Below are 23,235 nucleotides of genomic sequence, written 5' to 3'. Positions count from 1 at the left end.
GAGCGAGTCCGGAGCGCGCGATGATCGCGGACGGCCCGATATTTCAGCTCTGCTGGGTGGTCGAGGACATGGCTGCCGCACAACAGCGGTTCACCGAGCACTACGGAGTGGCACAGTGGTTCACCGTTCCCGACGTGCGGTTCGGCCCGGAGTTCTGCGAATTTCGTGGTGCGCCTGCCGATTACACGATTACTGTCGCCCTGGGGTACGCGGGCGGACAGCAGCTGGAGCTGATCGAGCCGCGCGGCGGGGCCAGCCTCTATGCCGAGCAGCTCGAGCAGATCGGCCCCGGCCTGCATCACGCGGCCTGGGTACCCGAGGACTATGACGGAGCGCTCGACGCAGCGCGGGCGGCGGGTATCGAGGTAGTGGCACAGGGCAGGTTCGAGGGCATCGGGATGGAGTTCGCCTATCTGGCGGGCGGCCCGATCGGGTCCCATATCGAGCTGATGCGCCTGTCCGACGACATGAAAGCGATGTTCGACGCCATGATCCCGGAAGGCTTTTCGAATCCATGGCAGTAGGAACCGCACTCCCCGAACTGATCTCGCCACCGCCGGACTGGGCCGATGCCGCCGATGTTGTGGTCGTCGGTTTCGGCATCGCCGGTGCGTGCGCGGCGATCGGTGCGGCCGAGGCGGGGGCGCGGGTGTTGATCCTGGAGCGCACTGGCGCGGCGGGCGGGGCGTCGGCGCTGGCGGCCGGGCATTTCTATCTCGGCGGCGGCACGCCGGTCCAGCAGGCCACCGGGCACGACGACTCCGTCGCCGCGATGCGCGACTATCTGACGGCGGTGACACCGGATCCCGATCATGCCAAGCTCGGCGCCTACTGCGCGGGCAGTGTCGCGCATTTCGGGTGGCTGGAGGCGCAGGGGCTGAGCTTCGAGCGCTCGTTCTATCCCGGCAAGGCGGTGGTGCAGCCGGGCACCGAGGGGCTGATGTGGACCGGCAACGAGAAGGTCGCGCCCTATCGGGAATCGGCGAAGCCCGCGCCGCGCGGGCACAAGGTGAACGCGCCCGCCGAACGCGGTGGCGCCGAGATCATGCGAGTGCTTGCCGCTCGGGTGCGCGCGCTCGGCATCCGGGTGCGGTTCGAGACGCGCGTCGAGCATCTGGTGATCGATCGCGGGCAGGTGGTCGGTGTGGCGTGGCCCGGCGGTGCCGCGTCGGGCGCGGTGGTGCTCGCCGCGGGCGGGTTCGTGATGAACCCGGACATGCTGGCCGCCTATGCGGCGCGGATGTCGCGGCACTTCCTGCCGTTGGGGGTGCCGACCGATGACGGCCTCGGGATCCGGCTCGGGCAGTCGGCGGGCGCGGCGACCGCGCACATGGACGGGGTGTTTCTGACCGCCTCGTTCTATCCGCCTGCCGAACTGCTGTACGGGATCATCGTGAACAAGGCGGGGCGACGGTTCGTCGCCGAGGATTCCTATCACGGGCTGACCGCGGGTGAGGTTGTCGCGCAGCCGGATTCGACGGCCTATCTGATCGTGGACAGCAAGCACATGGTGTGGCCCGAGCTGCCGATGGTGCGGTTCATCGACGGCTGGGAGACGGTCGCGTTGATGGAGGCGGCGCTCGGCATCCCGGTCGGCGCGCTGCAGGAGACGGTCGCGAACTACAACGTCGCGGCCGCCGACGAACACGATCCCGAGTTGGACAAGCACCCGGACTGGATTCGTCCGTTGACCGAAGGACCGTGGGGCGCTTTCGATTTGACGCCCGGCACGGCGACCTATGTCGGGTTCACCCTCGGTGGCCTCCGGACCACCGTCGACGGCGCCGTGCAACGCGGCGACGACTCGATCATTCCGGGCCTGTACGCGGCCGGGGCCTGCGCGTCGACTATCGCGCAGGACTGCGGCGGCTATTCCAGTGGTACCTGTCTCGGCGAGGGCTCGTTCTTCGGGCGCCGCGCCGGGGCCGACGCGGCGCGGCACTCGCGGCGCCAGGAAGGCGACTGATATGCGCTTCACCTATGCCGAGACGATGACGGACCCGGCCTACTACCTACCGTTGGCCAGGGCGGCGGAGGAGGCGGGGTATTCGTCGATGGCGGTCGCCGACAGTGTCGCCTACCCGAGGGACTCCGACGCCAAGTACCCCTACACGCCCGACGGGAGCCGGGAGTTCCTGGAGGACAAGCCGTTCATCGAGGCGTTCGTGCTGAGCGCGGCGATGGCGGCGGCCACCACCACGTTGCGGTTCACGCCGTTCGTGTTGAAGCTGCCGATCCGCCCGCCGGTGCTGGTCGCCAAGCAGGCCGCGTCGGTGGCGGCGTTGAGCGGCAACCGGTTCGGGCTCGGTGTCGGGATCAGCCCGTGGCCCGATGATTTCGAGATCATGGGGGTGCCGTTCGACAAGCGCGGTGCGCGGATGGACGAGTGCATCGACATCGTGCGCGGGCTGACCGCGGGCGGGTACTTCGAATTCCACGGCGAGTTCTACGACATTCCGCCGATCAAGATCAGCCCGGTGCCGACCGAGCCGGTGCCGATCCTCATCGGCGGGCACAGCAAGCCCGCGCTGCGGCGGGCCGCCCAACGCGGCGACGGCTGGATGCACGCGGGCGGCGACGGCGCCGAGCTCGACCGGCTGCTGGTCGAATTGGATGCGTTGCGTGCCGAATACGGGACGCGCAAGGACTTCGAGGTGCACGTCATCTCGCTCGACGGATTCACCGTGGACGGGATCAAACGGTTGGAGGACAAAGGCGTCACCGATGTGATCGTCGGCTTCCGCCTGCCCTACACCCTCGAACAGGACACCGAACCGTTGCAGACCAAGATCGACAACCTGTCCCGTTTCGCCGAAAAGGTCATCGCGCGAACCTGACCCGGGTCGTATCCACAGACCGTTCATACGGTTCACAGAGGCTCTGCGCTCTGTGAACCGTATGAAACCTCTGTGGGTCTAGCGCGACTGGACGGTGACCCGGTAGCCGAGGCGGATCTCGCGGCCGATGTAGGCGGCACCGCCGACGTAAAGCCAGCGGTCGGTGCCGCCGCGCGGGTCGGGGAGGTAGGAGCCTTCGACGTGGGCCACGCCGAAGGGGAAGTTGCCGGAGACCGACGTTGCGATGCCGGTCATGAGGGAGGCCTCCGCCAGCAGCCGCGGTTCCTCGGCCCCTTCGGGTAGCGGGGTCGCGGTGGGCACGAAGAAACCGAACTGTTCCGGCGGCGCACCGGAACCCTGGACGAGCATGCCCGTCACGAACAACCGCACAATCCCGGTGTGTACCAAGCATTCCGGCGTCAACTGCAAGGGTGGAGCCGGTAGAACTTCGAGCTGAAACGCCATGAGCGGAACTTTACGGTCACCCACCTGCGCTGTCCCCATGAGAGCCACCGATTTGCCCGGCTCGTTATGCACGCCTCACCGGTAGACCACTCTCTCGCCATCTTGCCGAGTCCGCCTCGCGACGGTTTCGTGATCGAGTGGGAACTGGTGGCAGAGGCTACTCGCGAAATGCCGCCACCAGTTCCCACTGTGGGTCAGGCGGAGCACCCGCGTCGGCTGTGCTGATCGAGTAGTGGATCGACCCGTCGACGTGGCAGTGGTGACAAGACGGTCCGGGAGCCGTCAATTGGGCTGAGCGCGGTGGGCAACCGTGTCCGGCTGATCATGTGGTGCCTCAGCTCATGAGCACACGCCGCCGATCACGCGGCGCGCCCGACTCGTGCGCACGGCAGCGGATCACGCGGCGCGCCCAATTCGTGAGTACGCGCCGTTGCTCGGGTGTGCGTTCAGGCCTGCGGGAGGGGCTCGATGCGGGCGGGGACGTGTTTGTGCCATGGGGTGCCTGCGATGGCGTCGCGCCAGGTGAGGTCGGTGAGTTCGTTGGCGGCGACGCCGGTGCGGTGGGTGGTGTCGCCGGTGGGCAGGTCGAGGCCCAGACCGTTGGGCAGCGAGGCGTGACCTGGCTGCATGCGGTCGTTGATTTCGACGGCGGCGATCGCCGAGCCGCGGCGGGTGGTGATGCGGGCCTGGTCGCCGGTGCTGAGGCCGAGGCGGTCCGCGTCGTCGGGGTTGAGGCGCAGCGCGCCTTCGGGGTCGCGGCGGCGCCAGGTGTCGTCGCGGAAAATGGTGTTGGCGGTGAAGGATCGGCGTTCGCCGGCGGCGAGGACGAACGGGAACTCGGTAGTCGTGTGGGTGGCCGGGGTGTCGGCGAGGCCGCGTAGCGCGGGCAGGAGTTCGGTGATCGCCACGGGGATGCGCTTGTCGGGGTGCGGTAGGTAGTCCCAGGCGTCGGCGTAATCGTCGACGGTGAAGGTGACACCGGAGCGCCCGGCGAGGATCGCGTCGAACAGGGCGTCGGCGTCGCGGTGGCCCGCGCGGCGCATGGCCGCCGGGTACACCTTGGCGATGCGCTGGGCCAGCGCCCACAGCACCGCGGCGGCGCGGGCGTCGTCGGGCAGGGTCGGGCCGAGCGTTTCGTACAGCACGTACGGCGCAACCCCGGCCAAGGACTTGTCGGTCGCGAGCAAGGCGGCGAAGGCCCATTTGTACGGGCGGCGACCGAGTTTCGCGGCGGTGCGCAGCACGGCGAGCTTGCCGCTGCCGACGACGCCGAGCTCGCGCAGCAGCCGCGCGTACATCTCCGGCTCGGACAGGGTGCCCGGCAACGGGTCGAGCACGGGGGCACGCAGGTGGAAGGTGTTGTGCGGGAACTCGAGATTGAAGAAGGTGGCTTCCCACTTCTCGAATTGGCTGGCCGCGGGCAGCACGTAGTCGGCATACCGTGCGGTCTCGGTCATCGCGACATCGATGACGACGACGAGTTCGAGCGCGTCGAGCGCCTGCCGAAAGGCGGCCGAATCCGCCAGCGAGTGTGCGGGATTCGAGGATTCGACGATCATGGCCCGGAAGCGAGCGGGATGGTCGGTGAGGATTTCCTCGGCGATCGAATTGCACGGCACCATGCCGCCGAGGATGCGCGCGCCGGTGACCGGGGTGCGTTTGACCTCACGGCTGTAGCCCGCCAGCGGTGCCATCCACGAATGCGGGTGCATGCCACCGGGTTTGGCGAAGTTGCCGGTGAGCAACCAGAGCAGCTTGTTCAGGTAGGAGATCAGGGTGCTGTTGGGGCTCTGCTGGACGCCGAGGTCCTCGTAGGTGGCGACGCTGGCCGCGGTGCCGATGCGCTGGGCGGCGGCCCGCACGAGTGCCTCGGGGACACCGGCGGTTTCGGCGTAGGCGGCGACGTCGATGCCGGACAGCTCGTGCAGCACCGCCTCGGATCCGCTGGTGTGCTCGGCCAGGAACGCGTGGTCGACGAGGTCGTCCTGGACCAGCACCGCCAGGATCGCGGTCAGGCACCACGCATCGGTGCCTGGGCGCAGCTGCAGGTGGATATCGGCCAGGTCGGCGGTCTCGGTGCGCACCGGGTCGAGCACGATCATGGTGCGGGCGGGGTCCTTGGCGATCTGCTGCAACACCGTGCGGGCCCGCGGCACCCCGTGCGACTGCCATGGGTTCTTGCCGAGGAACACCGACACCTCGGCATGCTCGAAATCGCCGGTGGTGTGGCTGCCGGTGAGGTGCGCGTCGACCCAGCCTTCGCCGGTCTTCTCCTGCGCCAGCGCGCTGGAGCGGTAGCGGGCGCCGAGGGCGCGACGCAGGGCGGTGCTGTAGGCGCCGCCCAGGTGATTGCCTTGTCCGCCGCCGCCATAGTAGAAGATCTTGTCGCCGCCGTGTTGGTCCCGAACCGCGGTGAGGCGTGCGGCGACCTCGGAAATGGCGGTATCCCAGTCTATTTCGGTGAAGCTGCCGTCGGCTTCGCGGCGCAGCGGTGCGGTGAGGCGGGCGCCGCCGTTCTGGTAGTGGTCGAGGCGCAGCGCCTTGTTGCAAGTGTAGCCGGCGGAGGCGACGTGCTCCTTGTCGCCGCGGATCTTGGCGAAGCGGCGGTCCTCGAGTTGGATCAGCAGGCCGCAGTTGTTCTCGCAGAGGATGCACGCGGTCTTGTGCCACTCCCCCTGTACCGCGGTCATCGAGCCACCTGCTGGCCCAGGTCGGTGCGTGCGAGCGCGCGGCTCCTCGTCGGCAGATCTGTGGACATCAGCGGCTCCTTCGATGCGCATGGCAACGGCCGGCACGAGAACGCTCTCGCCTCAGTCGAACCCGGACCCGTTCTTGACTATGGCCTACACCATAATAGGCGTGTCAAGCGGCACCCTGCTGGAGAATGCCGATCAGGCTCGGGGTGCGGGAAGGACGCCGCTGAGCAGGCCGTGAAGCTCGTCGACAACCTGGAGAATGCCGATCAGTCTCGGGATGCGGGAACGACGGCCCCGAGCAGGCCGCGAAGCTCGTCGACAACATCCTCGAGCGGGGTGATGTCGTGCTGAGCGCGAGCCAGGGCGATCGCGCCCTCGAACGACGCGACCGTGAGCGTGGCCAGACGGTTCGCCCTGGCCTGCGCGACGTTCTCGCGAACGAGCATCTCGGCGAGCGCGCGGTGCCAGCGGGCGAAGATCTCCGCGGCGGCATGCGCGAATTCCGGTGTGTCGTCATTGGTTTCGACGGCGACCGCGAACACCGGGCAGCCGGACCGGAAATCGCTGTCGAGCAAGGTGCGGCGCCAGAACGTGGCGAATTCGTCGAGCGCGGTCAGCGGATCGTGCTCGCGGGTGAGCTGCTCGATGAAGGTGCTCATGAACGAGCCCGCCGCGGCGATCGCATCATTGATGAGCTCGGTGCGCCCGCCGGGGAAATGGTGATACACCGAGCCGCGCGGTGCACCCGTGCTGGCGAGCACCCGATCGACGCTGGTTGCGCTGGCGCCGTGGCTGCGCAGCGACTCGATCGCGCCCTCGACCATCCGCCGTCGCGCGTCTCCGGTGCGCGGCCGCACAGATCCATCACCACGGGTTCGTCGAGTCGTCATACCGCCATGTTATGGGATACCCCATAAACGTGACGCGGCATGGGTCGATTCGCACCGGTCAGCGCGGCGTCGGTGCGCGTCCCGACTTCTCACCGGACAGCAGATCGACGGAAGACGACCACGCTCGACACACCCGTCGAATCGACAGAGGACGGCCGCAGTCCGGATGCCCCGTCGATCAGAGTCAGCCCGCGCAGTGGGCAACACACACCGCTTCAGACCAAGTGGGCGACACACACGACCTCGAACCGTGGGCCGAACGCCCCCACGTACCCCCCGCCCCGATCGACGGGACATCGAGGCCATCCGCATGTCCCGTCGACCAGGTTCAACTCGCGCGGTGAGCGACCCGGGTGGCGTGGAAGTCCAGGAACGCCGCGAGGACGTCCTTCGGGGCTTCCACCTGCGGATAGTGGCCGACCTTCGCCAGCTCCACCACGTCGGGCTCGGGAATCAGTTCGCGATAGCGGCGAACCATGTGCGCCCCGGACACCGGATCGAGCAAGCCGTCGATCAGCCGAGTCGGGACCGGCGCGTCACGCAGCGCGCCGACCCACCGCTCACGATGCTGACGACGATCGGCCATGTAGCGAATCAGCTTGTGCCCGTTACGCTTCCCGCGTTTGCTGCACCACAGGATCCAGAACTGGTGCAGCTCTTCCTCGCTCGGCTTGGTGTCGGGACCGAAGATCGCCGCCAAGCTACTGGTGAACGCGCGCTCGGTGCCGACGAGCCCGAGCAGCGGGCCCAGCGGACTGGCCAGCAACTTCTGCACCGGCCGAGCGCGGTGCGTCTCGGGGAACAAGCCGCCGTTGAGCAGACACACCGATTCGATCACCAACGACTCGTCACCGGCGACCCGACGCTCACCGTCGCGCGCGAGCAACTCCTGCGTGACCGTGTCTCCGTAGTCGTGCGCCAGGATGTGGAACCGGCTGATCCCCTGCGCACGCAACAGGTTCTCGTGCATATCGGCCTGATCGGCGATCGAATACTGGTAGTTCAGCGGCTTCGCCGACCACCCGAAGCCGATCATGTCCGGTGCGATCACCCTGGCGAACCGCTCGCACAGGCCGGGCCACACCGCATGCCAATCCCAGGACGCGGTCGGGAACCCGTGGATGCAGAGCAGTGTGCCGTCGGGACCGTCCCCGCCGTCTCGCCAGAAGATCTGATGGCCGCGGTGGGTGAACCGCCTGCCATGCGCCCGCCAGGACGCGAACTCCTCCATGCCTACCTCCTTGTCGCCGACAAGCATGGACCCTCGACCCCGCTTTCACAGGAAATCCGTCGACAGCGGACACGTCATGTACCGCGCGCGAGTTCGCCAGCGGGACGCTCTGCGAGAATGCGACGGTGCATGTCGCGATCGGCTTGGTGGTTCTCGTTGCCTCAGCGGCAGCGTTGGCGGCGCTCGCCCGCCGGTTCGGGGTGTCCGAACCGCTGGTGCTGACCCTGGCCGGAGTGGCGGCGTCGTATCTGCCGTTCGTGCCCGCGATCCATCCCGACCCGGAGATCATCCTGCTCGGGCTGCTGCCGCCGCTGCTCTACACCGCGGCCATCCGGACCTCGCTGGTGGACTTCCGGGCGAACGTGCGCACCATCGCCTCGTTGTCGGTGGGGTTGGTGTTGTTCACGACATTCCTTGTCGCGACGGTGGTCTGGTGGTTGCTTCCGGTGCCGTTCGCGGTCGCGGTCGCCCTGGGTGCGGTGGTGGCGCCGCCGGACGCGGTGGCCGCGACGGCGGTCGCGCGCCGGATCGGGATGCCGCGGCAGATCGTCACGATTCTCGAGGACGAATCGCTCTTCAACGACGCGACCGCGCTGGTGGCGTTGCGCACGGCGATCGCGGCCTCGGCCGGTGCGGTGTCGGTGTGGACGGCAGGCGGGGATTTCCTGCTCGCCGCTGGCGGCGGCGCGGCGGTGGGCGTGGTCGTCGCGTATCTGCTTGCGCTGCTGCGCCGCCGGATCACCGACCCGGTGCTCGACACGACGCTGTCGTTCCTCGCACCGTTCGCTGCGTACCTGCCCGCCGAGGGCATCCACGCCTCCGGGGTGATCGCGGTGGTCACCTGCGGCATGATCCTCGGGCACGGGGCGCCGGTGTGGCAGAGCGCGGCCTCGCGCATCGCCGAGCGCACCAATTGGCGCACCATCCAGTTCATTCTGGAGAGCTCGGTGTTCGTGATCATCGGGTTGCAGGTGCGTGGCATCCTCGAGGGTGCGTGGCGCAGCGGGCTCGATCACACGACGCTGGTGATCAGCGCGGTCGCGGTGCTGCTCGCGGTGATGGTGGCGCGGCCGCTGTGGATCTTCCCGTGGTCGTTGCTGTATCGCAAGATCGGGCACCACACCGCGGTGCCGTTGCGGCATTCGACGGTGGTGTCGTGGGCGGGCATGCGTGGCGTCGTCACCCTCGCCGCGGTGCTGTTGCTGCCCGCGGACACCCCGCAGCTGCCGGTGTTGAAGTTGCTCGCGTTGGTGGTGGTTGCGGGAACGCTACTGCTGCAAGGCACTTCACTGCCGTGGCTGGTGCGGCTGCTGGATCTGCGTGGGCCGAGCCGTGCCGAGGACGCGCTGCGCAAAGCGAGCCTGCTGCAGCAGGCCGCCACCGCCGGGCTCGCCGCGCTCGACGAAGAAATCAGGCCGGATACGCCGCCGGGGGTGGTGCAGCAGCTGCGGGATCGCGTGTCCTGGAAAGCCAATGCCGCCTGGGAGCGGCTCGGGCGGGCCGAAGCCGAGCAGGCGACGCCGACCGCCGAATACCGCAGGCTGCGACTACAGATGCTGACAGCTGAACGCGAAACCGTGCTGCGCGTTCGTGATTCGGGGACGGTCGACTACGAGATCCTGCAGCACGTGCTGGCCAGGCTCGACCTCGAGGAATCGATGATCGACCGCTTCGACGAGGCCGACGACGACCGCGTCGAGACCCTGGCCGGACCGCTCGCGGCGGAGAACTGCGCGCACCTGCAGGCCGCGCCGCTGGTGCTCGAACCCGTCGAACCCGGCGAGTGCGCCGAATGCCTGGCCGAGGGCATGACGTGGGTGCACCTGCGAATGTGCCTGTCCTGCGGGCACATCGCGTGCTGCGACTCCTCGGTCGGCAACCACGCCACCAAGCATTACCAGAGCACCGAGCATCCGGTGATGCGCAGCGTCGAGCCGGGCGAGGCGTGGCGCTGGTGCTATGTGGACGAGCTGCTCGGCTGAGTGGTGCGGGGGGCGTGCGAATAGATCAGGCGCGCATACTCGGTGAGCAACCGGTCCAGGGACAGGTTTTCCCCGCCCGCCGCGATCTGCTGGTAGCCGATCAGCATCGCCATGCCCAGCGAGGTCACCACCTCGGCGGTCTCCTCGTTGGCGACGACACCCATGATCGCCTTGTGCACAGTGCGCCTGCGGGATTCGTCGACCCGCTTGAGCGCCAGGTTCACCGATTCGTCGTTGGCGGCCCATGCGCGGATCGCGGCCTCCGCGGCGTGGTGCAGGCCGACGGCCAGATCGGACATGGCGCGGATGTCGTCATCGGGGTTGCCCTGGTTGAACTTCAGCGTGCGCAGGATCAGCACCTGCCGGTTCTCCCAGTGCTCCAGCAGCGTGTCGACGAAGCCCTGCCAGCTGCCGAAGTGGTGATAGAACGAGCCGCTGGTGACGCCGAGCCGCCGGCACAGCACGCCGATATTGAGGCCCTTGAAACCGAACTCGGCCAGCACCTCCAGAGCGGTGTCGAAGTACTGCTCCTTGGTGACCACTCGTGACATGCGCTGGCGCCGTTCTGTTCGTTCGGATGGGGGGACGGGTGGGGCCGCGAGGACCGAACAGTACCCCATCGAGATTGTCGGCGCGGTACGAGGTCCACGGCATTGTCCAGCGAAACCGCTGGTAGCAGTTACCTCGTGAAATATGTAGCGCACCTGGGCAATCGACCTACTTCGGTGCGGGCTCGATCTCCTCGTCCGACTCCAACGGCGGCGCAGTGAGCACATCGATCTGCTCGCCGATATAGCGGATCACGACCGCCACGACCGCCACGACCGGAACAGCGAGGAACGCGCCGACAATGCCGTACAGCGAACCGCCCGCGGTGACGGCGAGCAACACGATCACCGCGTGCAACTTCATGCTCCGACTCTGCAACACCGGCTGCAGCACATTGCCCTCGAGCTGCTGCACCGCGATGACGATGCCGACCACGATCAGCGCCGTGGTGAAACCATTGCCGACAAGAGCGACGAGCACCGCGAGCGCACCGGCCACGACCGCGCCGACGATCGGGATGAACCCGCCGAGGAACGTCACCACGGCAAGCACCAACGCCAACGGCACCCCGAGGATCACCAGCCCGCCGCCGATGAACACCGCATCGATCAAACTGACCAGTGCCTGGGTCCTGATGAAACCGCCGAGGGTGTCCCACACCCGGTGCGCCACCTCCTCGACATGGCGGCCGCTGCGGCTGCCGAACACCGCGTGCATCCACGGCATCAAGCGCGGGCCGTCCTTGACGAAGAAGAAAGCGAGCACCAGCACGAGAAACAGCGTGATGATCGCCGACGTCGCCGCGCTCACGCCGCTGAACACCCCCGTCGCGATCTGCTGGGCGCTGGACTGCAGCCGCGAGACGATCGCGTCGACCGCCGAATCGAGCTGCTCGTCACGGATGCGCAGCGGCGGGCCCTGCAACCAGTTGCGCACCTGGTTGACGCCCGCGGTCGCCTTGTCGGCCAACTCGGGCGCCTGGTCGACCACCGACGGCACGATCAACGCGATGACACCGGAGAGCAGCGCGATGAAGCCGACCACGGTGATCGAGGCGGCCAGCGCGGGCGGCAAGCCGCGCCGGGTGAGCCATCGCGTCGGCGGCCACAGCACGGTGGCGACGACGACCGCGAGCGCCACCGGCAGGATCACCACCCACAGTCTGCCGACGACAGTGCCGAGCACCCAGGTGCCCGCTGCGATCGCGACGATGCACAGCGCCCACTTCGCCATCCAGATGATGCCGGAACCGATCACGTCGCCGCGGTCGGGCGGGGTGGGGCGGTTCTGCGGCGCGGGAGTGCTGTCGGCGTCGCCCATTTCGTGCTGAATGTCTGTGTTAGGCCCACTCACGCGCCCAGTCTCGCACGGGAGGAGGGTGCGGAGCGGGCATCGCGGGGCGGGTCTCGTGAGGAATGCCGGCTCGGCCACTGAGACACCGCGACGCGCGGCCGTGCTGTGCCGGTAGGTTCGGATGATCACGAAGGAGGGTCCGCCTTGACCGACGCCGCAACCCTGGAACGCCATGGCCACATCGCCATCATCACGCTGAATCGGCCCGACGCGATGAACGCGGTGAACGCCGCGTTGTCGAGCGCGGTCGGTGCCGCACTCGACGAACTCGCCGCCGACCCCGCACTGCGGGTCGGGGTGATCACCGGGGCCGGGCGGGCGTTCTGCGCCGGCGCCGACCTCAAAGAATTGGCGCGCGGCAACGGGATTCACGATCCGGCGCACCCGGAATACGGGTTCGCCGGGCTGGTCCAGCATTTCGTGGACAAGCCGCTGATCGCCGCCGTCAACGGGTTCGCGCTCGGCGGCGGCACCGAGATCGTGCTGGCCAGCGATCTCGCGGTGATGAGCGACGCAGCCTCGCTCGGGCTGCCCGAGGTCAAGCGCGGATTGGTCGCCGCAGCAGGCGGATTGCTGCGGCTGCCGCGTGCCGTGCCGCCGAAGATCGCGCTCGAGATGGCGTTGACCGGGACGCCGATCGATGCCGCCCAGGCGCTGCACTGGGGTCTGGTCAACCGGGTCGTGCCCGCCGACCAGGTGCTGCCGAGCGCGCTCGAACTCGCCGAGACCATCGCCGCCAACGCACCGCTGTCGGTCCGCGCCTCCAAGCGAATCATCCACCGCGTCAACGACTTCGGCTCCGACTGGGACACACCGATCTGGCAGATGAGCTTGGCGGAAGCCACACCGGTGTTCGTCAGCAAGGACGCCGTCGAAGGACCACGCGCATTCGCCGAGAAACGCACGCCGCGATGGCGCGGGGAATGAGCACCATTGGCGGGGTCAAGCGCACGCAGACGAACGGGCCGGAAACCGCGACGCCCGGCGTTCCATGGAAGACCGGCCCACCGCGCGGTGCTGCGAAACTATCTGTAGGGCAGGCCGATACGATGCGCGGTCAGGGTTTGGGCGGCTCCGGCACCGAGCGCAGTGCGGATTCGATCGGCTCACGCAGGTAGGTTCCGGCCTGCCGGGCGCTGCTGCTTTCTGGGCCGACCGGTGTGCGATGACAACAGTCGCCGTTTCGCCTGGCTACTCCAGCTTGCCGCCCGCTTCGCGACGCCCTCTGCGGGACAGGCGAACACCGTGCACGGTCAGGGTTTGGGCGGCTCCGACAGGTGGGTGTCGAAGAAGGCGAAGATGCGCTGCCAGGCGTCGCGGGTGGCGTCCTCGTTGTAGCCGAGGCCGGTGACGCGCAGCAGCGGGTCGGCGGGTGTCAGGTTGGCGAAGGCGTGGGTGACCTTTGGATAGACCTTGAGGTCGTGCTCGACGCCGTGTTCGGTCAGCGCCTCGTCGAGTTTGCGTGGTGCACCGATCAGCATCGGGTCGCGCTGCGCGTAGCTGGCGACCACCGGGCAGGCGCCCTCGAGCAGCGTGCGGTAGTCGCCGTAGAGCGTCGGGTAGAACGGCGCGGAGGCGTCGAAGCCCTTGGGCGCGACCAGCAATGCGAAACCACCGCCCATGCAGAAGCCGATGACCGCGGTGCGGCCGGTGCAGTCGGGGTCGGCGACGAGCCGGTCACGGGCGGCGATCACATCGCGCACCGGCGGACCCTCTCCGGTCTGCACGAGAGCCTGATAGATCGTGCGAATGCAACGTACCCGCCCGCGCGAGAACAGATTCGGCGCGATCGTCAGGTACCCGTAGTCGGTGAGCATCCGCACCGTGCGGCGCAGATCCGCACTGAACCCAACACCGTCGTGGATGACCACCACACCTGGCCACGGACCAGCCCCGGACGGCCGCGCCATGATCGCCTCGAGCCGCCCATCGGGCGCGGTCAACTCAATCGTGTCCATAGCCACCGAATGTAGGACAGCGTCTCAGACATGTACAGACCGGTCCGTCGAGCAACCAACGCCTGCCGTCGGCGACCACCAGGCGCCACGACCACTCATACGGAGTTGGTCGACTGATCACTGGGAACTGGTGGCGGCATCGGCCGAAGCCCCCGCCACCAGTTCCCACTCGGCACGAAACCGCCCCCTTCGATCCCACATAACGGGATCGCTGGTGCCCTGCGACCGCGGCCAGCCCCGCCAACGCCCGAAATCCGCACTCCTACTGTGAATCCGCACCCGTTCTGGAGTTGGTCGGTTGATCACGAGGCACTGGTGGCGGCATCGCGCGAGAGGCCCCCGCCACCACTGCCCCCTCGAGGCGAAGCAGGTGCTGGGGGCGTTCAGCGGGGGGTGTCGGCGGAGGGCAGGCGGAGGCGCTTGAGGGACAAGGCGTTCAGGGCGACGATGATGCTCGAGCCTGACATCGACATTGCCGCGATCTCCGGGCGCAAGGTGAAGCCGAAGGCAGGGACGAACACGCCTGCGGCGATCGGCAGGGCGATCGTGTTGTAGCCGACGGCCCACGCCAGGTTCTGGTGCATCTTGCGCAAGGTGCCGCGGCCGATGCGCAGGGCAGTGGGGACATCGAGCGGGTCCGAGCGCATCAAGACCAGATCCGCGGTCTCGATGGCGACGTCGGTACCCGCGCCGATCGCGATGCCGAGATCGGCGCCCGCCAGTGCAGGCGCGTCGTTGACGCCGTCACCGACCATCGCCACCTTGCGGCCACCGCGTTGCAGCTCAGCGATTTTCGCTGCCTTGTCACCGGGCAGCACCTCGGCGATGACGGTGTCGATGCCCAAGTCTGCGGCGATGCGTACGGCGGTGGCGTGGTTGTCGCCGGTCAGCATGACCACCTCGATGCCGAGGTCGTGCAGTTCGGCGACCGCGGCGGCGGAGGTCTCGCGGGGCGCGTCGGCTAACGCGATCACTGCGGCTGCCGTGCCGTCGATTGCGGCGAGGACCGCCGTGTGGCCCGAATCGGCGAGCCGATCGCGGTGCGCGGCAAGTGATCCCAGATCGATGTGCTCGCGCTCGAACAGGCGGCGGTTGCCGACCACCACGCGATGCCCGTCGACCTCGGCGATCGCGCCGTGGCCTGGCACGTTCTCGAACTTCACCGCGGACAGGGGTGTGGCGCCTGCGCGAGCAATCTTCGCGGCAGTGGCATCCACGTCTTCCGCGTGTCGGACGATGGCGGCGGCGAGGGGGTGCTCGGATTCGCGTTCGACCGCGGCAATCAAGCGCAGTGCCTCGTCGGCGGCGAAACCTTCGGCGGTCACCACGTCGGTGACCTCCGGTTCACCCTTCGTCAGGGTGCCGGTCTTGTCCAGCACCACCGTCTGGATGCGTGCCGCGGACTCCAACGCCAGCGCATTCTTGAACAGCACACCGCGTTTCGCGCCGAGCCCGGTGCCGACCATGATCGCGGTCGGGGTGGCGAGGCCGAGCGCGTCGGGGCAGGTGATCACCACGACCGTGATCGCGAACAGCATGGCCTTGGCGAACGAGGCACCGGCAAGCAGCCAGACGGTCAGCGTCAACGCGCCGCCGATCAATGCGGCCAACACCAGCCAGAAAGCTGCCCGATCAGCAAGCTGCTGTCCCGGCGCCTTCGAATTCTGCGCCTGCTGAACCAGTTCCACGATCTGCGCCAAAGCAGTGTCCGCACCGACCTTGGTGGCGCGAACGCGCAACGTGCCGTTGACGTTCAACGACGCACCGATCACCGTCGCGCCGGATTCTTTGTGCACCGGCAGGCTTTCGCCGGTCACCATCGATTCGTCGACCTCGCTCTCGCCCTCCTCGACGACGCCGTCGACCGCGATCTTCGCGCCGGGTCGCACCAGCAGCAGATCGCCGACCACCACCTCGGCGGTGGGCACCTCGACCGGTGCGCCGTCGCGAATCACCTCGGCCTTGGGTGGCGCCAGATCGATGAGCGCCCGGATCGCGTCGTTGGCGCCGCCGCGGGCCCGCATCTCGAACCAATGTCCGAGCAGCACGAACGTGGCCAACATCGTCGAGGCCTCATAGAACACCTCGCCGCCGCCGGTCACCGTGATCGCCAGCGAATACAGCCAGCCCGCCCCGATCCCCACCGCGACCAACACCATCATGTCCAACGTGCGCGCCCGCAACGCCGCCACCGCACCGGTGAAGAAGATCGCCGACGAGTAGAAGATCACCGGCAGACTCAACACCAGCGCCCAAACGTCCTGCCGCAACCCGAACGGCACCGGCAGATGCACCCCGAACATGTCGGTAGCCATCGGCGACCACAACATCACCAACACCGAGAACACGGCCGCCACCACAAACCGATTCCGCATATCGGCCGCCATCGCAGCCATCGACATCCCCCCATGCCCGGCATGACCACCATGCCCTGCACCCCCACCATGACCCGCATGGTCACCATGCCCACCCGCAGCCGAACGAGCCGCTCCCCCACCATGCCCGGCGTGCCCCGCAGCCGAATGACCCGCACCCCCACCATGACCCGCATGGTCGCCACGCCCACCCGCAGCCGAATGAGGCGCAGCCGCACCATGACCGGCGGGGTCACCGTGTCCACCCGCCATCCCATGACCCGCGTCCTCGGCTACACCGTCACCGTGGCCCGCATGGCCACCATGCCGAACTGCCGCCGCATGACCCGCACCTTCGGCCTCACCATGACCCGCGTGGTCAACGCCGTCCGCCGCGGCCGCATGCCGGCCGAAACCCTCGTGGCCCGTCACCACCGTCTGCCCCGCATCCGCGGCTACGTCGCCGATATCGCCCGCGTGGTCGCCATGCTCCGCCGCAGCGGTGTAATCCGCTGCGGCGGTGGGCCCTCTAGTCGCCGCACCGGCGTGACTCTGGCCCGCATGGTCGGGCTGCGCTGCATGCCCGAGCTCGACCGCATGGCCGGTCGGCTGCGCGTGGCCTGCGGGATCGGTGTGCCGCGGTCCGCCCTCAGCGCGCGAGGGTTCGGGTTTGGGCGCATGGCCCGCTGCCGAGAGGTCTGACTGCGAAGCACCATCGGTGGGGCCAGCTTCTGCGGCCGAACCCGGCTCGCGCCGTTCATGGTTGGCGATATCGGATTGGGTGGGCCGGCCCGGCCTGTCTGTGGGGTCGACGTGTGGCGCGTGTCCCGCGTGATCGGTTGCGGCCGTTTCACCGGGCTTGTCGTTGCGCGGCGTCGCTGGGTCGCGTGACTCGGACGCGTCGAGGTGGCTCGAGTGGTCGGGGGTAGCGGGTTCGATCAGGGGGTCGCAGAGGTGGGTGGGGACCGAGCGGCCTGCGCAGTGGTAGCCGCAGTCGCGGATCCAGGCGGTCAGGGTGGGGACCGAGGTGCGGGCGGGGTCGTAGGTGATGGTGGCGGTTTGGGCGGTCGGGTTGGCGGCCACCTCCAGTACGCCGGGGCGGCGGAGGAGGACAGCGGTGACGACATTCGCTTGGCTTGCCCAGTGCAGCCCGTGCACGTCGAAGACTGCGGTGCGGCGTAGCGCCGGATTGCGGTGCTCCCTGTCGTGTTTCACGGACCTCACTCCTCGCTCGGGACGCTCGGCTCGGACATCGAGCCAAGGCGTGCTGTCGGTCAGACCAACCAGTTGACCATATACCCCTACGGGGTAGGTGTCTAACAAACATCCTCGAACTGCACAAAGTCGCAGACCATCCGTCCAGAACCCAGCCCTCCCCCGCACACCACGACACACCCGGGTGGCACCACCCCCCTCGCCACGCACGAGTGGCACATGGCTGCGGCAAAACGCGAGTACAGCTCTCCACCATGTGCCACTCGTCAACTCTTCGGCCGTCCGCCGGGACATGACGGCGGCGACACTCCGACAACGGCGTCGTGATATCCCGCACGACGCGACGCATCGTGGCCGACGGGACATGGCCGATGGCGCGCACTGCCGCACTTGCGCTACATGGCAGGCACACCGAGCTGAGTGTGGTCGCTGCGCAGCGGCACGCCCCACGGCTCGCTTACCCGCGCGACTCCGCGGATCACCTGCGACGCATCGTGGTCGACGGGGCATGGCGGATGACGCGCGCTGCCGCACTTGCGCTGAGGGGGAAGGAAATCAATCGAAACGTCCCCGGGTCGGATCGTGGCCTTTACCGTCTGAGATAGATCGATGGATGGAACGGGGTTGTGCGATGAGCGAACCGACTACGTCTTGTGCCGCATTCCAGCGGGTGGCGAAGATCGATCCGGACGCGGTCGCCGTCCGATCGATCGGCGGCGCACAAGCATTGACCTGGCGGGAGTACGCCGACCAAGTCCGGGCGATCACGGCGGGGCTCGCGGCGCTCGGCATCGGCCGCGGCGACACCGTGGCGCTCATGATGGCGAACCGGGTCGAGTTCTATCCGCTCGAAGTGGGCGCACAGCACACCGGAGCGACGTCGTTCTCGGTATACAACACGTTGGTGCCGGAGCAGCTGAACTACGTGTTCGGCAACGCGGGCAACCGAGTGGTGATCTGCGAGGCGCAATACGTCGAACGAGTCCGCGCGGCCGGAGTGCCGATCGAAACGATCGTCAGCCTCGACGGCGCGCCGGACGGCACGATCAGCGTCGAAGAACTGAAAGCATTGGGCCGCAGCGACTTCGACTTCGAGGCGAGCTGGCGCGCGGTGCAGCCCGACGATATCGTGACGCTCTGCTACACCTCGGGAACGACCGGCAATCCGAAAGGTGTCGAGCTCACCCACGCCAACGTGATCTTCGACGCGCACGCCTTCACCTCCGTGCTCCCCGTCGAATTCGGTGACCGGCAGACCTCGTATCTGCCGACCGCGCACATGGCCGACCGATTCACCGCGCTGTACCTGCAGGAGGTGTTCGGCACCCAGATCACCGTTGTCCCCGACCGTGCTCAACTGCTCGCCGCGCTGGTCGACACCAGGCCGACGATCTGGGGCGCGGTGCCGCGGGTGTGGGAAAAGTTCAAGGCCGCACTCGAATTCGCGGCCGCCAACGAACCCGACGAGACCATCCGCGCCGGCCTGCAATGGGGTCTCGGCGTCGCACGCCGCAAGGCCGTCGCGCAGCTTGCCGGCACACCCATCGACGACGAGCTCGCCGCCGAATGGGCCAAGGCCGACGCCGCCGTGCTGTCCAAGCTGCGCGCGAAACTCGGCCTGGACCAGGTGAAGTGGGCGATGTCGGGTGCCGCGCCGATACCGGCGGAGACTCTCGGTTTCTTCTTCGGGCTCGGCGTCCCCATCTGCGAGGTGTGGGGCATGTCCGAAGTGACCTGCGTCGGCAGCGTCAGCGCACCGGACGACTCCCGCCTCGGCACCGTCGGCCGGTTGCTGCCCGGCCTCGAATCCACCATCGCCGAGGACGGCGAATTCCTGGTGCGCGGACCCTCGATCATGCGCACCTACCGCGACGAGCCGGTCAAGACGGCCGAAGCCATCGACACCGACGGCTGGCTGCACACCGGCGACATCCTCACCCAGGACGCCGACGGATACTTGCGCGTCGTCGACCGCAAGAAGGAACTCATCATCAACGCCGCCGGAAAGAACATGTCCCCGGCCAACATCGAGAACGCCATCAAGGCGGCGACGCCGCTGATCGGTTCCATCGCCACCATCGGCGACCGGCGGCCGTTCAACACCGCGCTCATCGTCATCGACGCCGAAACCGCCGAACCCTATGCGGCCCAACACGGTCTGTCCGACGCCTCGGCCGCCACACTGGCCGCCGATCCGCGGGTGATCGCCGAGATCGCGCGCGGCGTCGCGGCAGGTAACACCAAACTGTCGCGGGTGGAACAGATCAAGCGCTTCACCGTGCTGCCCGCCTTCTGGGAGCCCGGCGGCGACGAGATCACGCTCACGATGAAGTTGCGGCGCAAGCCGATTGCCGCGAAGTACGCACCCGACATCGAACGCCTCTACACGGCCGATCTCACGCCAGGAGTCCACGAGCCTGTTGCGCCTGCCGAGGCCGCGACGGCGGGCTAGCCCTTTCGGACAAACTAACGGATTGCCGTGCGCCCCATCACTTTCGGCAGTGCATGCATTGCGGCATCCCGTGCACTCATGCCGCGCATGCCAATTCGACAGGGTCCGCCGTTCCGGTCAGCGCAGCGGCACGGCCAGCTCGTAGACGATGTCGGCGGAAGTCGCGGCGGCCGGGTCGAGCAGGAAGATCTGCCGCGGCGTCCAGGTGGCCTGTTCGTTGTGATCGATGAGCCATTGGTGCAGTGACTCGAACCCGAGTGCGGTCATCATGTCGACCTTGGGCACGCGAATGAACGCCTCCCGCACGGTGGGTTCGAAGCTCGTTGCCATGTCCGGGAAACGGCCGGCGACGTCGGCGATATCGGCATCGTCGATCGGGCAGCAGAACTCGACCGCCGCGTCACTGTCGGCGCTCACCTCCCCGTGGTAGCGCAGAAACGGGAGCCCGGCCGCCCCTGCGGGCCGTGGGATGGTCGGGCCGCCGAACAAGGCGAATAGCAGCCCCAGACCGATGTGTGCTGAGCACTCAGGTTATCCACGACGGTCGAGAGGGACCTCAGAGTGCAAGGCCCCAGGCCGATGTGCACCAGGCGCTCAGGAATGCGCCACGGCCAGGGGCGACCTCAGAGGTGGAAGGTCAGGCGGTCGGGGCGGATGTAGTCGGCGGGGTCGTGCAGTGCACGCAACTCGGGGCGGCTGGGGGCCGGGATGCGGGCCAGTTCGTCGAGCAAGGGTGGGTCGTAGTTGGCGGCGCCTGCGGTGATGCCGGGCAGCCAATTGTCGTGGTGGGTGGGAACGAACAAGCTCGGGCTGATCGCCTCGAGGTAGCGGCGCGGATCGCGCAAACCGTTGGTGATCTGGTTGAAGCCTTGGACGGCACCGATCTGCAGGTCGGTCGGCGGCAGGCTCGCGAAGACGTCGAAAACCTCGGGCGCCTTCTCCGTCAACGGGCCCGTGGAGTCATGCCACACCAACGAAAACCCAGGCACCCGGAACTGGTAGAGCAGCGAACCGCCCTCCGGATCGTTCAGGCGTGGCACGCTCTGCAAAACCCCTGCCAGCGTCGGCGGATGCTGCACCAGCGCACAGAGTTCCGGCAGCGGAAAGAACGGGGACGAGCCACCCGGCCGCTCCGGTGCGGTCGGCGCGGAATGCACGTGCCTGACCGCAGTCACCTCGACCCCGCCCACAGTGAAATCGTGCCGCTCCCCCGGCCGCGAATTCGCGTCGCCGAGCGCGACGGTCCGAAATCCCGGATCACTCACCTGCGCACGAATACTCACGCCGTGATCAGCCGTCCCGTACACCACCGCACCGGACGCCTGCGCGATCCGCCCCGCATCGCCGGCATGATCGAAATGCCCATGCCCGATGAAGATCGCCTCCGGTGCGAGATCCGCCAGATCCTGCGGCGTCGCAGGCACATACCCGGTGCTGGTGAGCCGAGGAACCCACGCGTCGAGCAGAAACACCGACCCGCCGATCGCCATCGCATACGTCGTGCACCCCACCCACGACAGCACCACCCGATCCGCCCGCACCACACCGGTTTCCGCATCGACCGCCTCGGCCCCGAAGAACCGCTGCCGCGCCGCCACCGTCCGCGGCGCAGACACCTCAGCCGACGCCACCAACCGCCCCGCCGCCAACAACACCCCCGCCCCGAACACGCCCCCCAACATCGTCCGCCGCCCGATCAAGCCCCGCCCAGGAATGTTGCACACCCCTGCACCCCACCACGGAACGCCACCCCAATCAACCATTTCCCGACCGCCAAACAATTCGACCTGCCCGCCACCGGATCGCCCGCAACCCAACTCCCGCCGCCCGCTCACCCATCGGCCGCCCGATCGCGCGCCCCTCAGCCGCCGACCGCACACCGCTCAATCGCCGCCCGACCGTCCGCCGATCAGTGCCTCCGCCTCCGCCGCGCCCAACACTTTCGGAGCCCGCCTTCGCCGCCGCCATGCCCCCTTCGACCGCGCGCACCGCCGAACGGGACGTCGGGCAGGCACCCGCCCCACACCAAGCCCTCCGGAACCCGCGTCAAAGGCTGCATGCCCCTTCAACCGCAAACACACCGCCGAACGAGACACCACCGCAACGCCAAACGCCTCCATACCCCGTTCGACCACAAGCACACCATCGAACGAGACATCATGGAGGCTTCGACAGCTGTCGCCTCGTCGACCGGCAGATCACCGCAAAGCCAAACGCCTCCACGTCCCGTTCGACCGCCACCACACCATCGAACGGGACATCATCGAGGTGTCAACGGCGAGTCGCCTCGACCATGTCCCCCTCGGCGGACGGGGAGTTGACGGGCGGCATCACAGAGGTCCATTTGTGGCGGGCGTCAGCCACGTTAGCTCCGATCAGGTGGGACGCGGAGGTGCGTGGTGCAGACACGCAAGGTGAATACGGCTGTGGCGGGGGTGTTCTCGGGGAAGAACGGGGCGATCTCGGCGGTCATGGCGCGATGGGGATCGACGTGGTCGTCGGTGGCGGCGACCATGTTGCTCTGGCTTACGAGGTAGGCGGCCATCGCCTCGCTGGTCAACGGTACGTGCCATTGCTGGTCGGCGCGGGTGGTCGGGCCGAATCCAGCCGTCGTGGCGGCTTCGGGATCGAAATGCGGTCCGCGGCGCACCGAGGGATAGCGAGATGTGTATTCGCTGCGGAACCAGTCCGCGAATTCGGGTCGGTGCAGCAGGTGACCGTCGAAGTAGTCGCTGTAGACGACCAGTCCGCCGCCGGGGCGCAGGACGCGGGCGAGCTCGGAAAGCACCTTCGGTTGATCGAACCAGTGAAATGCGGCGGCGACCGTCGCCAGGTCGGCTGCCGCGTCACGTACCGGGATCTGCTCTGCGGTGGCCGTGATGAACTGCGCGCGTGGATGTCGTTCGGCGGCGTGCACCATCGCCGCCGAGGCATCGCACGCCACCACGCGATCGGCGACGTCGAGGACCGCCCTGGTGGACAGGCCGGTACCACAAGCGATGTCCACCGCGACGCCTACTCGATCGATCCGCAACTGCCGCAACGCGATTCGCAAGGCTTGCGAGTGATAGTAGAGCCGCCCGCGCACATAGCGTCGCGCGATCACTTCGGCATCGAACGGGTTGATCACCGCGCCCCCTCACCCCGCCCGCCTCGCGGGCTTCAGCACCGTTGCAGACAGCGAGCCAGCCCGCACCAACCACGTTCTCGCCCAGCCACTTTCACGGTACAACCGACCCGTCCTTCGCCAGAA

Annotated in this window: 18 protein-coding genes and 1 pseudogene; 7 read left to right on the top strand and 12 right to left on the bottom strand. The window is 68.0% G+C overall.

Annotated elements, in window-relative coordinates:
- Positions 1-20 precede the first annotated feature (20 nt).
- The 3 genes from ACGFNJ_RS18465 to ACGFNJ_RS18455 are packed head-to-tail and all read left to right on the top strand — an operon-like array spanning position 21 to position 2,837.
- Positions 21-524: a VOC family protein gene (locus ACGFNJ_RS18465; protein ID WP_393449015.1), complete on the top strand. Its 504-nt coding sequence runs from the start codon at positions 21-23 to the stop codon at positions 522-524.
- The gene (locus tag ACGFNJ_RS18460) at positions 515-1,966 is read left to right on the top strand and encodes an FAD-binding protein (protein ID WP_393449012.1); all 1,452 of its coding nucleotides are present in this window, start codon (positions 515-517) and stop codon (positions 1,964-1,966) included. Before ACGFNJ_RS18465 ends, ACGFNJ_RS18460 begins: the two co-directional genes overlap by 10 nt.
- Before the next feature lies 1 nt (position 1,967).
- On the top strand, positions 1,968-2,837 hold the full coding sequence (locus ACGFNJ_RS18455) for a TIGR03619 family F420-dependent LLM class oxidoreductase (protein WP_393449009.1): 870 nt from the start codon (positions 1,968-1,970) through the stop codon (positions 2,835-2,837).
- Between the two features lie 78 nt (positions 2,838-2,915).
- Here the strand turns inward: ACGFNJ_RS18455 and ACGFNJ_RS18450 are convergent, their stop codons facing one another.
- From ACGFNJ_RS18450 to ACGFNJ_RS18435, 4 genes are all read right to left on the bottom strand, one after another.
- Positions 2,916-3,302, bottom strand: a complete 387-nt coding sequence (locus tag ACGFNJ_RS18450) for a hypothetical protein (RefSeq protein WP_393449006.1) — start codon at positions 3,300-3,302, stop codon at positions 2,916-2,918.
- 446 nt (positions 3,303-3,748) lie between these two features.
- Positions 3,749-5,992: a molybdopterin-dependent oxidoreductase gene (locus ACGFNJ_RS18445; RefSeq protein ID WP_393449003.1), complete on the bottom strand. Its 2,244-nt coding sequence runs from the start codon at positions 5,990-5,992 to the stop codon at positions 3,749-3,751.
- Positions 5,993-6,264: 272 nt separating this feature from the next.
- Positions 6,265-6,888 (bottom strand): TetR/AcrR family transcriptional regulator, encoded by a 624-nt coding sequence (locus tag ACGFNJ_RS18440; RefSeq protein WP_393449000.1) that lies wholly within the window; start codon positions 6,886-6,888, stop codon positions 6,265-6,267.
- A gap of 328 nt (positions 6,889-7,216) precedes the next feature.
- Positions 7,217-8,119 (bottom strand): alpha/beta fold hydrolase, encoded by a 903-nt coding sequence (locus ACGFNJ_RS18435; protein ID WP_393448997.1) that lies wholly within the window; start codon positions 8,117-8,119, stop codon positions 7,217-7,219.
- 125 nt (positions 8,120-8,244) lie between these two features.
- Here ACGFNJ_RS18435 and ACGFNJ_RS18430 point away from each other — a divergent pair, with 125 nt between their 5' ends.
- Complete coding sequence (locus ACGFNJ_RS18430) at positions 8,245-10,101, top strand: Na+/H+ antiporter (RefSeq protein WP_393448994.1); 1,857 nt, start codon at positions 8,245-8,247, stop codon at positions 10,099-10,101.
- Here the strand turns inward: ACGFNJ_RS18430 and ACGFNJ_RS18425 are convergent.
- Together ACGFNJ_RS18425 and ACGFNJ_RS18420 are read right to left on the bottom strand one after the other, a co-directional pair.
- Complete coding sequence (locus ACGFNJ_RS18425) at positions 10,077-10,652, bottom strand: TetR/AcrR family transcriptional regulator (RefSeq protein WP_393448991.1); 576 nt, start codon at positions 10,650-10,652, stop codon at positions 10,077-10,079. The two genes, ACGFNJ_RS18430 and ACGFNJ_RS18425, sit on opposite strands and share 25 nt — an antisense overlap.
- 166 nt (positions 10,653-10,818) lie before the next feature.
- Positions 10,819-11,970 carry an AI-2E family transporter gene (locus ACGFNJ_RS18420; protein WP_393450039.1) on the bottom strand — a complete coding sequence of 384 codons (1,152 nt, stop codon included), beginning with the start codon at positions 11,968-11,970 and terminating at the stop codon, positions 10,819-10,821.
- Positions 11,971-12,147: 177 nt separating this feature from the next.
- Between ACGFNJ_RS18420 and ACGFNJ_RS18415 the strand changes: the two genes are divergently transcribed.
- Positions 12,148-12,930 carry a crotonase/enoyl-CoA hydratase family protein gene (locus tag ACGFNJ_RS18415; RefSeq protein WP_393448988.1) on the top strand — a complete coding sequence of 261 codons (783 nt, stop codon included), beginning with the start codon at positions 12,148-12,150 and terminating at the stop codon, positions 12,928-12,930.
- A 326-nt stretch (positions 12,931-13,256) separates the two neighbouring features.
- Here the strand turns inward: ACGFNJ_RS18415 and ACGFNJ_RS18410 are convergent, their stop codons facing one another.
- Positions 13,257-13,961: a dienelactone hydrolase family protein gene (locus ACGFNJ_RS18410; RefSeq protein WP_393448985.1), complete on the bottom strand. Its 705-nt coding sequence runs from the start codon at positions 13,959-13,961 to the stop codon at positions 13,257-13,259.
- A gap of 383 nt (positions 13,962-14,344) precedes the next feature.
- Positions 14,345-16,588, bottom strand: coding sequence for a copper-translocating P-type ATPase (locus ACGFNJ_RS18405; protein ID WP_393450036.1), 2,244 nt, complete (start codon positions 16,586-16,588; stop codon positions 14,345-14,347).
- On the opposite strand from ACGFNJ_RS18405, the gene ACGFNJ_RS18400 reads away from it, so the two are divergent.
- Positions 16,469-17,017 carry a hypothetical protein gene (locus ACGFNJ_RS18400; protein WP_393450066.1) on the top strand — a complete coding sequence of 183 codons (549 nt, stop codon included), beginning with the start codon at positions 16,469-16,471 and terminating at the stop codon, positions 17,015-17,017. The two genes, ACGFNJ_RS18405 and ACGFNJ_RS18400, sit on opposite strands and share 120 nt — an antisense overlap.
- A 291-nt stretch (positions 17,018-17,308) precedes the next feature.
- Here the strand turns inward: ACGFNJ_RS18400 and ACGFNJ_RS18395 are convergent.
- A pseudogene (locus ACGFNJ_RS18395) lies at positions 17,309-17,824 on the bottom strand (heavy-metal-associated domain-containing protein); the annotation flags it as partial.
- A 337-nt stretch (positions 17,825-18,161) separates the two neighbouring features.
- Between ACGFNJ_RS18395 and fadD11 the strand changes: the two are divergent.
- Positions 18,162-19,982, top strand: a complete 1,821-nt coding sequence (gene fadD11 / locus ACGFNJ_RS18390) for a fatty acid--CoA ligase FadD11 (protein ID WP_393448982.1) — start codon at positions 18,162-18,164, stop codon at positions 19,980-19,982.
- A 117-nt stretch (positions 19,983-20,099) separates the two neighbouring features.
- Here fadD11 and ACGFNJ_RS18385 read toward each other — a convergent pair whose 3' ends face one another.
- The 3 genes from ACGFNJ_RS18385 to ACGFNJ_RS18375 all read right to left on the bottom strand — a co-directional run bounded on the left by ACGFNJ_RS18385 (position 20,100) and on the right by ACGFNJ_RS18375 (position 23,112).
- Positions 20,100-20,399 carry a hypothetical protein gene (locus ACGFNJ_RS18385; protein WP_393448979.1) on the bottom strand — a complete coding sequence of 100 codons (300 nt, stop codon included), beginning with the start codon at positions 20,397-20,399 and terminating at the stop codon, positions 20,100-20,102.
- A 206-nt stretch (positions 20,400-20,605) separates the two neighbouring features.
- Complete coding sequence (locus ACGFNJ_RS18380; RefSeq protein WP_393448976.1) at positions 20,606-21,652, bottom strand: MBL fold metallo-hydrolase; 1,047 nt, start codon at positions 21,650-21,652, stop codon at positions 20,606-20,608.
- Between the two features lie 695 nt (positions 21,653-22,347).
- Positions 22,348-23,112, bottom strand: coding sequence for a class I SAM-dependent methyltransferase (locus tag ACGFNJ_RS18375; RefSeq protein ID WP_393448973.1), 765 nt, complete (start codon positions 23,110-23,112; stop codon positions 22,348-22,350).
- Between the last annotated feature and the right edge of the window lie 123 nt (positions 23,113-23,235).

It is taken from the genome of Nocardia sp. NPDC049149, from assembly GCF_043197455.1.
Lineage (GTDB): Bacteria > Actinomycetota > Actinomycetes > Mycobacteriales > Mycobacteriaceae > Nocardia.
Note: the sequence above shows the minus strand (reverse complement) of the source record. Positions and strands in the feature narration are given on the sequence as shown.

Excerpts from the sequence above, each read along its gene's own strand:
- ACGFNJ_RS18465 (WP_393449015.1), top strand. The coding sequence starts at position 21 with ATGATCGCGGACGGCCCGATATTTCAGCTCTGCTGGGTGGTCGAGGAC.
- ACGFNJ_RS18460 (WP_393449012.1), top strand. The coding sequence starts at position 515 with ATGGCAGTAGGAACCGCACTCCCCGAACTGATCTCGCCACCGCCGGAC.
- ACGFNJ_RS18455 (WP_393449009.1), top strand. The coding sequence starts at position 1,968 with ATGCGCTTCACCTATGCCGAGACGATGACGGACCCGGCCTACTACCTA.
- ACGFNJ_RS18450 (WP_393449006.1), bottom strand. The coding sequence starts at position 3,302 with ATGGCGTTTCAGCTCGAAGTTCTACCGGCTCCACCCTTGCAGTTGACG.
- ACGFNJ_RS18445 (WP_393449003.1), bottom strand. The coding sequence starts at position 5,992 with ATGACCGCGGTACAGGGGGAGTGGCACAAGACCGCGTGCATCCTCTGC.
- ACGFNJ_RS18440 (WP_393449000.1), bottom strand. The coding sequence starts at position 6,888 with ATGACGACTCGACGAACCCGTGGTGATGGATCTGTGCGGCCGCGCACC.
- ACGFNJ_RS18435 (WP_393448997.1), bottom strand. The coding sequence starts at position 8,119 with ATGGAGGAGTTCGCGTCCTGGCGGGCGCATGGCAGGCGGTTCACCCAC.
- ACGFNJ_RS18425 (WP_393448991.1), bottom strand. The coding sequence starts at position 10,652 with ATGTCACGAGTGGTCACCAAGGAGCAGTACTTCGACACCGCTCTGGAG.
- ACGFNJ_RS18420 (WP_393450039.1), bottom strand. The coding sequence starts at position 11,970 with ATGGGCGACGCCGACAGCACTCCCGCGCCGCAGAACCGCCCCACCCCG.
- ACGFNJ_RS18410 (WP_393448985.1), bottom strand. The coding sequence starts at position 13,961 with ATGGACACGATTGAGTTGACCGCGCCCGATGGGCGGCTCGAGGCGATC.
- ACGFNJ_RS18405 (WP_393450036.1), bottom strand. The coding sequence starts at position 16,588 with ATGGCGGGTGGACACGGTGACCCCGCCGGTCATGGTGCGGCTGCGCCT.
- fadD11 (WP_393448982.1), top strand. The coding sequence starts at position 18,162 with ATGAGCGAACCGACTACGTCTTGTGCCGCATTCCAGCGGGTGGCGAAG.